Raw genomic sequence first — 11,871 nt, 5'->3', positions numbered from 1 at the left:
GACGGTGGATCCCCTAAGCGGCATCGGCGAGCACCCACAGATCGCCGTCGCGGGTCACTGCGCCGCGGTTTTCCAGATCGATCAGATGCGCCAGCACCGATCGGCCAGCCGCGCCGTACAGGCGGGTATCGATCCCCTTGTACATCTGCGGCACCATGTCGGGAATCGCCTGCGGCCCGCCTTCGAGCTGGCGCAGCACCTGCCGCTCGCGCTGCTTGCGATGCCCCATCATGCCGCGCACCAACTGCGCGGGGTTTTCCACAGCAGGACCATGCGCGGGATAATAGATGCGGTCGGTGCGCTCCTGAAGCTTGGCGAGGCTCGCCATATAGGCGGCCATGTCGCCATCGGGCGGCGAGATGACGCTGGTCGACCAGCCCATCACGTGATCGCCGGTGAACAACGCGCCGCTTTCCACCAAAGCCAGGCACAGATGGTTGCTGGTGTGCCCGGGGGTCGCGACCGCTTCGAGTGTCCAGCCATCGCCCGCCACGCTCTCGCCATCGGCGAGCACCCGGTCGGGCGCGTAGGTCGTATCGAACGCCTCGTCAGAGCGCGGGCCATCGTCGGACAGGATCAGCGGCGCGCAACCGATGATCGGCGCGCCGGTCCGTGCCTTGAGCGGAGCGGCGGCGGGGCTGTGATCGCGGTGCGTGTGCGTGCACAGGATCGCGGCGATGCACGCGTCGCCGACCGTGGCCAGGATCGCGTCGATATGCGCAGGGTCTGCCGGGCCCGGATCGATCACCGCGACATCGGCGCCATTGCCCACGACATAGGTCTGGGTGCCGGTAAAGGTGAAGGCGGACGGGTTGCCCGCGAGCACGCGGCGCACCAGAGGTTCGATGGTTTCGGCAAGGCCGGTCGGAAGATCAGCAGGCAGTTCCATCGCACCTAAGTGGCATTGATCGATGCAAAGCGAAAGGGGCGAGCGCGAAATTGCGCGGGATCGCCCCCAAGCTTACCAGCGGCGAGACGACGGTTCGGCGGGAGCGGCGGGGGGTGCGGGCGGCGCGGGAACGGCGCGCATCTCGCGGCGGGCCTCTTCCATGTCCCGGCGCAGATCACGCTTGGCCTCGGCGAGATCGGCGCGCAGCTCGCGCATGCCTTCATCCAGACCGCGCAGCGCTTCGGCCCGATCCTCGTCGCTCAGCCATTTGTTGCTGCGGATTTCGGCGCGCGCGATTTCCATGCTGCGGCGCGCCTCGGCCATGCCCTTTTCGATGTTCGCCGCGATTTCGGCCTCGTTGGGCATCACCTGGCCGCACGTAACGACCTTGGTCCGCGTGACATTGCCGTTCTTGGTTTCGGTGTGCGTCATGAACGCGGCGGACTTGGGCTTGCCGTTGCAATCGCTGGTCCGGACGCGCAGCTTGTGGCCCTTCCCCATCTCGATGACATAATTGTCGGGCGAACCGGTGCGGACGACGACGCGATGGGCACGGTCACTGGCCGAAGCGCGCGCCCGGGCTGCCCGGTCCATGGCAAAGGCATGCCGTTCGGTGGCGGCAGCGGCACGGTCGGCCTCGGCCATCGCGCGGTCTGCATCGGCGACGGCACGGTCGGCCTGAGCCGCGGCACGATCGGCATCGGCAATGGAACGGTCCGCATCGGCGCGCGAGCGTTCGGCATCGGCCACCATCCGGTCGATCTCGACCTGGCGAGCGGGACGGTCGAGCCGCAGCACGACGTTCCTGGGGCCGCTCTTGACGGTGTAGATGTACACGCCATCCTTGACGACCGGGGTGACCGGCGCGCTGGAAACATCAGGCTCCCAGGCATCTTCGACCGGCTCGGGCCATGCCGGCGCATCGGGCTTGTCCGGCGCATCAGCGCGGAGCGGCGCTTCCGGAACATCCGGCTGCGATACCGGCTGCACCGCATAGCTGACCGTGGCGGTCATCGCCATTGCGGTGACCAGCCCGGTGCCAATCAGGCCCCCGCCCAGCCATTTGCGCGCGCGCGAGGTTTCGCTCTGCTTCATGATCTTCAGCCGCTCGACAATCTTTTCCTTGGGGTTCAACGGGCTGGCAAAGGCCAGCGTGTGGCCGGTCGCCGCCTTGGCGATGGCGCGGGCATAGGCGACCCGCTCGGCCGCGCTGCGCCGGTGCAGAACGCGCGCATCGCATGCGGCTTCTTGGTCGAAGCGGAACGCGCGCCACGCCATCCAGGCGATCGGGTTGAACCAGTGCAGCGACAGCATCGCCAGCGCCGCGAAATTCGCCCAGAGATCGCCCGCGCGGTGGTGCGAGCGTTCATGCGCCAGCGCCAGTTCGCGCTCGATCGGGTTGTAGGCGCGGGTAAAGCCGATCGGCAGCGCGATGTACCGCCGCCACAGCCCGAAGGCGAACGGCCCTGCAATCCCGGCGATCTCGATCACGCGGATATCGTCGATCCGTGCGACCTCGACCGCATCATCGAGCAGTTCGCGCCGGTTCTGCAGATAAGTGGAAAGCTGGGCGATCAGGAAGATCGCTGCCCCGCACAGCCAGACCGTCACGCCGATCGCAAACCAGTCCGCATCCGCCAGCAGGCCATGCACCAGGCCCGGATCGGGCATCGCGTCGGCTGGAACAGCCGCATCGGCGACCGGGATCAGCAGGCTTTCGGCGGCGACGCTGTCAGGCGCTGCGGGCTTGCTGACCGGCATCTCGATCGTGCGGGTGAGCGGCGGCATGAACAGCCGCGCCAGCGGGATCGCCCACAAGGCATACGCCATCTGCGCACCGAAATGGCGGGCCACGGGGCGGCGCAGCACAAGCACCAGCGCCATCAGCGCGGCGGTGACGATCAGCGTATCGACCAGCCACTCGCCGGCATTGCCGTGGGCCAGGTCCGCCATCGTATCAAAGCTCAGCCATTCCCCGATCATGACTTCAACTCCCCGATCAGTCGTTCAATCTCGGCCAGATCCTCCGCCGTGAATGTCTGCTGTTCCGCCAGATGCGCGATAAGCGGTGCGGCGCGGCCCCCGAACAGCCGATCGACCAATCGACGCGATTCATCGCCGACATAATCCTCTCGCGCCAATATGGGGCTATAGAGATAGCGGCGGCCGTCCTGGTCATAGGACACGGCGCCCTTGTTGGTGAGCCGCGAGAGCAATGTCTTGACCGTCTGCAGCGACCAGTCGCGCGCATCGGCGAGCGCGTCGGCCACGTCCGCGGCGGTGAGCGGCGAGCGCTGCCACAGCACCTCCATCACCGCATGTTCTGCATCGCTGATACGTTCGGGAGCCATCGAGTCGCCTTGCCAGAAAAGGGTTTGCGACCACGGATGTAATCGAAACGACTACGGTTGTAAACGGTGAATGTTGCGCCGCTCGATCCTGCCCTTACAGCCCGATCTTCCCCAGCGCGCGGTCGAGATCCTCGATCACGTCGTCGACATCCTCAAGGCCCACGTTCAGCCGCAGCATGTCTTCGGTGATGCCGACCGCCAGCCGCGCCTCTTCGCCCAGGCCATGGTGGGTGGTCGAGCTGGGGTGGGTCATCAGCGAGCGCGAATCACCGATGTTGTTCGAGATATCGACCAGCTCCAGCCCGTTGAGCAGGCCGTGGGCGCGCTCGCGACCGCCGCCGACATAGACCGAGAAGATCGGTCCTACGGCTTCCATCTGCGACATGGCCAGGTTGTGCTGCGGGTGGCTGGGCAGGCCCGGATAGTTGACGCGCTCGACCCGGCCTTCGAGGAAACTCGCGACCTTGAGCGCATTCTCGCTCTGGCGGCGGATGCGCAGGTCGAGCGTTTCCAGGCCCTTGAGCACCACCCAGGCATTGAACGCGCTCAATGTCGGGCCGGTGTTGCGGGTGAACGGCAGCAAGGTGTTGGTGACGAAATCCTCGGTACCGCACACCGCACCTGCGAGCACGCGGCCCTGACCGTCCATCATCTTGGTGGCGCTGTAGGCGACGACATCCGCGCCGAAATCCATCGGCCGCTGCAGCACGTTGGTGGCAAAGGCATTGTCGACGACGCTAGTGATGCCGCGCGCCCGTGCGATGTCGCACACCGCCTTCATGTCGATGATGTCCATCGTCGGGTTGGCGGGCGTTTCGAAGAAGAACACACGGGTGTTGGGGCGGATCGCCGCCTCCCACCGGTCGAGCTCGCGCCCGTCGATGATCGTGGTCTCGATGCCGAACTTGGGCAGCAACGTATCGGTCAGCCAGCGGCACGATCCGAACAATGCCCGGCTGGCGACAACATGATCACCCATCTGCAGCTGGCAGAGCAGGGCTGCGGTCATCGCCGCCATGCCGCTCGCCATGCAGCGGGTCGCCTCTGCGCCTTCCATCAACGCGATGCGCTTTTCCAGCATCTCGACGGTGGGGTTCTGCAACCGGCTGTAGGTCATGCCCGCCTGCTCGCCGTTGAAGCGCGCGGCAGCATCTTCGGCGCAGTCATAGGCATAGCCCGAGGTCAGGAACAGGGCCTCGGACGTTTCACCGAACTCGCTGCGCGCAGTGCCGCCCCGGATGGCGAGCGTGGCAGGGCGCCAGCGGCTGGTGATGGCGGGGTCTTGTCCGGCGTTACGCTTCATCTTGGGCTGTCCTGAAGTTAAATGCAAAAGCGCGCGCTATATGCGCCGCCCGTGCGTCAGGGGAAAGCCGAAAAAGCGTTTCTCACCGCGTCGAATTGCGCCCGCGCTCGGGCGTTTCTTCCGATGCGATCGCCTGCGGGCTGATCGACACGCCGTGCAGCCGCCAGCGGCCCTCCACCCATTGGAAGAAGAAATCGAAGAACAGGGCGGTGGGCCGCAGCCCGAAATAGCCGCGCACCCGGATCACGCCCGGCTCGGCCACCGAAGGCGGCTCGGTATAGGTCGGCGCGAGCAGCAGCGCGCTCGACAGATCGACCCGGCTTTCGCGGATGCTGGCGAAGATCTCCCCCAACCGCGCGGCGTTGTTGTTGACCTGGAAGCCGGGCGAGGAAATGTCGCGCAGCACCGAATAATTGCCCGACAGATTGGCGTGGTGAACAGCGGTCATCGTCGACCACAGCAATTTGGCGAGTTCCAGTTCGCTGGGCACCGGCTCGACCGAGATCGGCGGCTGCGCAGCCTGGGTCTGCGCGTGCACCGGAGCCGCAAGGGCCAGAGCGGCAAGCAAAAAGGCCGGAGCAAAAAGCCCCGGCCGAGTGTTCAGAAATCTCATACCAATCCTTAGCAAGGACCTGGTTCGACCCGGTGCTCCGGGCCTTACCAGGCGATCTGGAAGCCGCCGCGCGCGCCCACCGAACCGCTGTTGAAGCCGACGCCAACGCCGGCCGAAACCGTCGCGTTTTCGGAAACCCGTGCGGTGATGGCCGTGGTGAGCGATGCCTGGTCCTCATAATAACCGACGCCGCCCGACAGTGCAAAGGTGGTGCCCGCCGGAAGCGCAGGCGATTCCATCGCCAGCGCCATAGCGACGCCCTCGTTCGCCCGGCTGATCGCGCGGCGGTTGATCTCGGTCAGGTCGAACAAGGTGTTGACCTGCCCGGTCAGCGCATTGATCTGCCCGTTGGTGGCAAAGGTGCTGACCGCGGGGCCCGCACCCAGCGTGCCGCTGGCATCGGTGGTGACAATCGAGGTGGTGCCGCTTTGCGCCGCCGTGCTCGCCGCCAGATCACCGATGGTGACCGAACTGCCCGTGCCGCCCAGCTTGATCTGGTTGGCCCGGTTGGCGACCGCGCCATTGCCCAGCGCAACCGAGTTGGCGAACGCGGCAGAGGTCTGGTTGCCGATGGCAATCGCGCCTGCGCCCGAGGCGACAGCCGCCTCGCCCACCGACACCGACCGCACGCCCGAGGCCACCGCCAGGTGACCCAGCGCGGTGGCCCGCTCGCCCGTCGCTTCCGCGCGCCAGCCATAAGCGGTGGCGGCGGTGGCGGTGGCCAGTGCCTGACCGCCAACTGCAGTGGTCGAGGCTCCCGTGGCCTGGGTGGCACGACCGGCAGTGCCGTCACGATTGCCGCCGATGGCGATCGCATCGCCGCCGCTGGCGACGGCCGTATTGCCGATGGCGATCGCGTTGGTGCCGCTGGCGACCGAGAGGTTGCCGACCGCGACGCTCAGCGCGCCCGACGAATTGGCGGCCTCACCCACTGCGGTCGAACGCACGCCCGAGGCATTGGCAAGATGGCCCAGTGCCGTCGCGCGTTCCGCGACCGCTTCTGCCCGCCAGCCGAAGGCGGTGGCAGCGGTGGCGGTGGCAAGAGCGCGGCCGCCGACAGCCGTCGCCGACTGTGCCGTTGCCACGGCGCTGAGGCCCATCGCCACCGATTCGACGCCGGTCGAACGCGCATCGTTGCCGATGGCGATCGATCCGACACCCGAAGCGACCGCGCCCAGGCCATCGGCATCATCGCCATCCTCGCCGATGGCGATCGAGCGTGCACCGGTTGCGCGCGAGTTCGAACCATAAGCCGCCGATCCCGCACCGAGCGCCTGCGCGTCGGTCCCCACGGCCGTCGAGCCGGTTGCGATGGCGCCCGCGCCGATCGCCGTGGCGCCGGGGCTGAGGGCCTGCGCATCGGTGCCGATGGCCGTCGCATCGGTGCTGCTGGCCACCGCGCCGTTGCCGACCGCGACCGCATCTTCTGCCGATGCGCTGGCACCCACGCCGACCTGGGTGCTGTCCACGCCGATGCCGATCCCCGAACCCGGAGGCGCAGAGGCAACGGCAATCAGGTTGCCAGACGAATCGATGGTCAGGAAGAATTGCTGTCCCGCCGGAACGATGCCTGCGAGCCCTGCAAAGCGATAGCTGTGGTTGGCGGCGCCGAGCACGAACTGGTTGTTCGCCGTCGCCACCGATCCGCTACCGATGACGATCGAGTTGCTGAACATGCCGGTCGACGCCATGTTGCCGATGGCGATCGAGAAATCGCCGCTGGCGGTCGCGCTCTTGCCCAGCGCCAGCGAGCGGATGCCGCCGGCTACCGCCTGATGGCCCACCGCCAGCGAAAGCTCGCCGGTGGCGCGGGCCTGCCAGCCGAAGGTCTGCGATCCGCGGCCCGAGGCCACCGATTCACCGCCGACTGCCGTGGCATGGAAGCCCGAGGCCAGGGCCTGGTCACCGATTGCGACGGCGTCTTCATCCGACGCGACGGCCAGATTGCCGACCGCGACCGAGGTGCCGAGCGAGGCGGTGTTCGCGCTGTTGGTCGAGGCCTGGTTGCCGATGGCGACCGAGTTGATCGCCGAGGCGACCGCGCTCTTGCCCACGGCCGTCGAACGCACGCCAGTGGCCTGCGCTTGATGGCCCGCGGCCAGCGAGAGCTCGCCCGAGGCGACCGCCTGCCAGCCGAAGCTCTGCGCGCCGCGGCCCGAGGCGACCGATTCGCCTCCCACTGCGGTCGAATGGAAGCCAGAGGCGACCGCCAGATCGCCGACAGCGACGGCATCCTCATCGGTTGCGCTGGCCTGGTTGCCGACCGCAACAGCGGTCAGCGCGGTGGCATTGGCGGCCTCGCCCACCGCGAGCGAACGCACGCCGGTGGCATTGGCGAGATGGCCCAAGGCATGCGCGCGTTCTGCATTGGCGTTGGACCGCCAGCCGATCGAGGTCGCGCCCGGACCGATCGCATCGGCTTCACCGCCGATGGCAACGGTCGAATTGCCGATCGCGCGTGCGCCGGTGCCAGCATCGTCACCGCCGATCGCCAGCGCATCGACGCCATCTGCCGTGGCATTGTCGCCCAGCGAGATCGCCGATGCACCGGTGGCGGTGGCCCCGGCGCGGGTGCTGTTGACGGCAAGATAGTTGAGCTTCGTGGTGTTGGCGGTGGTGACTGCCGCCACCGCATTGAGCTGGCCGAGATTGACCGCATCGGTCAGCGCCGTACCTGCCGCGACATTGGTGATCGCCCGCTCTGCGCCGACTGCGCCCACCGAAACTGTGTTCGCCCTGTCGGCGACCGATCCCGAGCCCAGAGCGACCGAATTGGCCGCGGTCGCGCTCGCCGCATTGCCCAGCGCGGTGCTAGTATCGGCGGCCGCATTGGCGCGGCTGCCCAGCGCCGTGGAATTTGCGCCGCCTGCCTGCGCGCTCTTGCCGACCGAAGTCGCCTCCAGCCCGGCGGCATTCGCCTGATGACCGACGGCGACAGCCGTGCGGCCCGAGGCATTGGCCTGCCAGCCGAAGGCCTGGCTGCCGACGCCCGAGGCGACCGATTCACCGCCGATCGCGGTGGCATGGAATCCGCTCGCATTGGCGAGGTCACCCAGCGCCACCGCATCTTCTGCCGTGGCGCGAGCGCCGTTGCCGACCGCGACCGCCGTGCCGGTGGACGCTGCGCCCGAGGGCGTGGTGCCATCGGCAGTCACCGCATTGTTGCCGATCGCGACCGAATTGAGGCCAGCAGCGTTGGCGCGGCTGCCGACCGCGGTTGCGTTCGCGCCGCCCGCCTGCGTGCTCTTGCCGACCGAGGTCGCTTCGAAGCCGGCGGCATTGGCCTGGTGGCCCGCAGCCAGCGCAGTGCGGCCCGAGGCATTGGCCTGCCAGCCAAAGGCCTGGCTGCCCACGCCCGAGGCGACCGATTCGCCGCCGATCGCGGTAGCGTGGAAGCCCGACGCATTGGCAAGATCGCCCAGCGCCACCGCATCTTCATTGGTGGCCTGCGCTCCGTTGCCGACTGCGACCGCAGTGCCGGTCGACGCGGCGCCCGAGGGCGTGGTGCCATCCGCTGTCGCTGCACCATTGCCGATCGCGATCGAATTGATCCCCGCCGACACGGCAGCATTGCCCGCCGCGAGAGAGTTCACGCCCGAGGCATTGGCGCGGCTGCCCAGCGCCGACGCATTGGCGCCGCCCGCCTGAGCGCTCTTGCCGACCGAGGTCGCTTCGAGCCCTGCCGCATTGGCCTGATGCCCCACGGCGACCGCCGTGCGTCCGGACGAATTGGCCTGCCAGCCGAAAGCCTGCGAACCAATGCCCGAGGCAACCGATTCGCCGCCGATGGCGGTGGCATGGAAGCCCGACGCATTGGCCAGGTCACCCAGCGCAACGGCATCTTCGGCGGTTGCCTTGGAAAGATTGCCGATGGCGACCGCCGTTCCGGTTGAAGCGGCGCCCGAAGGTGTCGTCCCGTCCGCCGTCACGGCGCCATTGCCGATCGCGACCGAATTGATCCCGGCCGCATTGGCACGGCTGCCCAGCGCGGCGGAATTGGTGCCGCCTGCCTGTGCGCTCTTGCCGACCGAGGTTGCTTCAAAACCGGCAGCATTGGCCTGATGTCCGACCGCCACGGCGGTCCGGCCCGAGGCGTTGGCCTGCCATCCGAAAGCCTGAGAACCAACGCCCGAGGCCACCGATTCGCCGCCGATGGCGGTGGCGTGAAAGCCCGAGGCGTTGGCCAGATCACCCAGCGCCACCGCATCTTCATTGGTGGCCTGCGCACCATTGCCCACCGCAACGGCGGTTCCGGTCGAGGCTGCACCGGTGGGGGTGGTACCGTCTGCGGTCACCGCATTGTTGCCGATCGCGACCGAGTTGATGCCCGCCGCATTGGCACGGCTACCGACAGCTGTTGCGTTCGCGCCGCCTGCCTGGGTGCTCTTGCCGACCGAAGTTGCCTCGAAGCCGGCGGCATTTGCCTGGTGTCCAACCGCCACAGCCGTCCGACCCGACGAGACAGCCTGCCAGCCAAAGGCCTGGCTGCCGACGCCCGAGGCGACCGATTCGCCGCCGATCGCGGTCGCGTGGAAGCCCGAGGCATTGGCGAGATCACCCAGGGCGACCGCATCTTCCTGCGTCGCCTTCGCTGCATTGCCGATTGCGACGGCGGTGCCCAGCGATGCTGCACCTGACGGCGTCGCGCCGATGGTTGCGGTCGTGGAGTTCAGTCCGATGGCAATGCTGCCTGCCGTTGGGGAAACCGCGCCTCGGCCAATGGCAACGGCCGATGGACCGGCCGCTGTGGCGCCGCTGCCGACCGCCGTTGCCCCGGTGCCGGGCGCGGAGGCATTGACGCCGCATTCGGTCGAATCGGCGACATCATCCGCATTGCCGGCAATGCCGTCAGGTCCCGCGTTGACGTTGCAGGGTGCCGTCGCGTCGGCATAGGCCGGGCTTGCGATGGCGATGGCTGCGGCGCTGGACGCCAGAAACAGCGTGGCACGCAACGCTTTTGCGTTGTTGGGGAAAGTCTTCATGGGTCCGCTCCTTGCTCACTGACAAGGCGGGTGTACCCCCGGCTCTAACTTACTCATGCGACCCTATTCGCCGAGTGGTCGTTAACCAGCCGAGCGGGAAACTAGCAGAGGACACCCGATGTGCAAGCCCCAGATGCCAGCGAAAATGTGTCACACCGTGGTTCAATAGTTTTCGCGCCCGGCATTCCTTGCTATCGCTCGCGCCAGCCGGCATATCGGGGGCCGACCTGCCGGTCAGAAAAAACGTGTCGCCAGAAAGCGTGTTATTTGCCTGAGCTAGTTTCCTTTGAACCTGCTACCGGAGCCCGTCTGTGGGCCGGCGAGCATGGCGATGTCGATGGAGAGGTGGCCCGCGCCCGCGCGGCATTCCCGGAATGGGTCGCCATGGCGGTCACCAAGCGGATCGAGCTGTGCCGCCGCTTTGCCAATCAGGTGCGCGCCCGGTCCGAGGATTTTGCCGCACTCATCGCGCGCGAGACCGGCAAGCCGCTCTGGGAAGCCCGCACCGAGGTCGAATCCGTCGTCGCCAAGGTCGATATTTCAGTCGCCGCTTATGCCGAGCGCACCTCGCAGCGCAAGCTGGACAGCGCGCTGGGCGGCACGATGGCGCTGCGCCACAAGCCGCATGGCGTGATGGCCGTGCTGGGGCCCTATAACTTCCCCGCGCACCTGCCCAATGGCCATATCATCCCGGCGCTGATTGCCGGCAACACCGTGGTGTTCAAGCCCTCGGAAAAGACGCCTGCCGTGGGCGCCATGCTGGTCGAATGCATGCACCAGGCAGGCATTCCCGAAGGCGCAGTGCGGTTGCTGGTCGGCGCGGCCGACGAAGGCAAGGCGCTCGTCGTCCACGACGATATCGATGGCGTGCTGTTCACCGGATCTGCCACCACGGGCATCGCGATCAACCGCACGCTGGCCAGCCGCCCGGACAAGATCGTTGCGCTGGAAATGGGCGGCAACAACCCGATGGTGATCTGGGATACGCCCTGCATCGCCGATGCCGCGACGCTGATCATCCAGTCGGCCTTCACGTCTGCCGGGCAGCGCTGTTCGGCCGCCAGCCGGCTGATCGTGCGCGATACCATCTATGACGCGATTATGGCCGAGACCAAGAAGCTGGCGGACCGGCTGATCGTCGGCAAGCCGTTTGACGATCCGCAGCCGTTCATGGGCCCGGTGATCGACAACCAGGCCGCCGACGGATTGACCGAAAGCTTCCTCTATTATCTCAGCAACGGTGGCCGCGCGATCAAGCATCTGGTGCGGCTGGACGACAATCTGCCGTTCCTCTCGCCCGCCATCATCGACGTTACCAACGTCAAGGAACGGCCCGATGTCGAGCTGTTCGGACCTCTGCTCCAGGTGGTGAAGGTCGGATCGTTCGAGGAAGCGGTCAACGAGGCCAACAACACGCGCTTTGGCCTCTCCGCAGCGCTGGTCGGTGGCAGTCCGCAGCATTACAAGCAGTTCTGGGCGAACATCAAGGCGGGCATCGTCAACTGGAACCGGCCGACCAATGGCGCCTCGTCCAAGGCTCCGTTTGGCGGCGTCGGCCTGTCCGGCAATCACCGCGCCAGCGCCTATTATGCGGCTGATTATTGCGCCTATCCGGTCGTATCGAACGAGATGGAGCAGCCCCGCGCCACCATCGGCATCGGTCTGCGATCGGACTGAACGCCGGGCAGGCGACCCGCCCCAAAAAGCAAAACTAACCCCCGGCCAAGCGCTTC

7 protein-coding genes are annotated in these 11,871 nt (G+C 67.2%); 1 reads left to right on the top strand and 6 read right to left on the bottom strand.

What is annotated here, in order from left to right; genetic code table 11:
- Positions 1 to 13: 13 nt before the first annotated feature.
- The 6 genes from LI72_RS09885 to LI72_RS09860 form a co-directional block, all read right to left on the bottom strand.
- Positions 14 to 889: an MBL fold metallo-hydrolase gene (locus LI72_RS09885; RefSeq protein ID WP_033925711.1), complete on the bottom strand. Its 876-nt coding sequence runs from the start codon at positions 887 to 889 to the stop codon at positions 14 to 16.
- 72 nt (positions 890 to 961) lie between these two features.
- On the bottom strand, positions 962 to 2,872 hold the full coding sequence (locus tag LI72_RS19055; protein WP_052129707.1) for a M56 family metallopeptidase: 1,911 nt from the start codon (positions 2,870 to 2,872) through the stop codon (positions 962 to 964).
- Positions 2,869 to 3,240: a BlaI/MecI/CopY family transcriptional regulator gene (locus LI72_RS09875; protein ID WP_033925710.1), complete on the bottom strand. Its 372-nt coding sequence runs from the start codon at positions 3,238 to 3,240 to the stop codon at positions 2,869 to 2,871. The genes LI72_RS19055 and LI72_RS09875 overlap by 4 nt, the downstream gene beginning before the upstream one ends.
- Before the next feature lie 94 nt (positions 3,241 to 3,334).
- Positions 3,335 to 4,543, bottom strand: coding sequence for a trans-sulfuration enzyme family protein (locus tag LI72_RS09870; RefSeq protein WP_033925709.1), 1,209 nt, complete (start codon positions 4,541 to 4,543; stop codon positions 3,335 to 3,337).
- Positions 4,544 to 4,625: 82 nt separating this feature from the next.
- Entirely contained in the window at positions 4,626 to 5,156 is a 531-nt protein-coding gene (locus tag LI72_RS09865; protein WP_033925708.1) for a hypothetical protein, read from the bottom strand.
- 44 nt (positions 5,157 to 5,200) lie between these two features.
- Positions 5,201 to 10,138 (bottom strand): beta strand repeat-containing protein, encoded by a 4,938-nt coding sequence (locus LI72_RS09860; RefSeq protein ID WP_033925707.1) that lies wholly within the window; start codon positions 10,136 to 10,138, stop codon positions 5,201 to 5,203.
- Positions 10,139 to 10,405: 267 nt separating this feature from the next.
- Here LI72_RS09860 and astD point away from each other — a divergent pair, with 267 nt between their 5' ends.
- Positions 10,406 to 11,815, top strand: a complete 1,410-nt coding sequence (gene astD, locus LI72_RS09855; RefSeq protein WP_033925706.1) for a succinylglutamate-semialdehyde dehydrogenase — start codon at positions 10,406 to 10,408, stop codon at positions 11,813 to 11,815.
- Positions 11,816 to 11,871 lie beyond the last annotated feature (56 nt).

The sequence above is a fragment of the Sphingomonas sp. 35-24ZXX genome (genome assembly GCF_000786215.1).
Lineage (GTDB): Bacteria > Pseudomonadota > Alphaproteobacteria > Sphingomonadales > Sphingomonadaceae > Blastomonas.
Note: the sequence above shows the minus strand (reverse complement) of the source record. Positions and strands in the feature narration are given on the sequence as shown.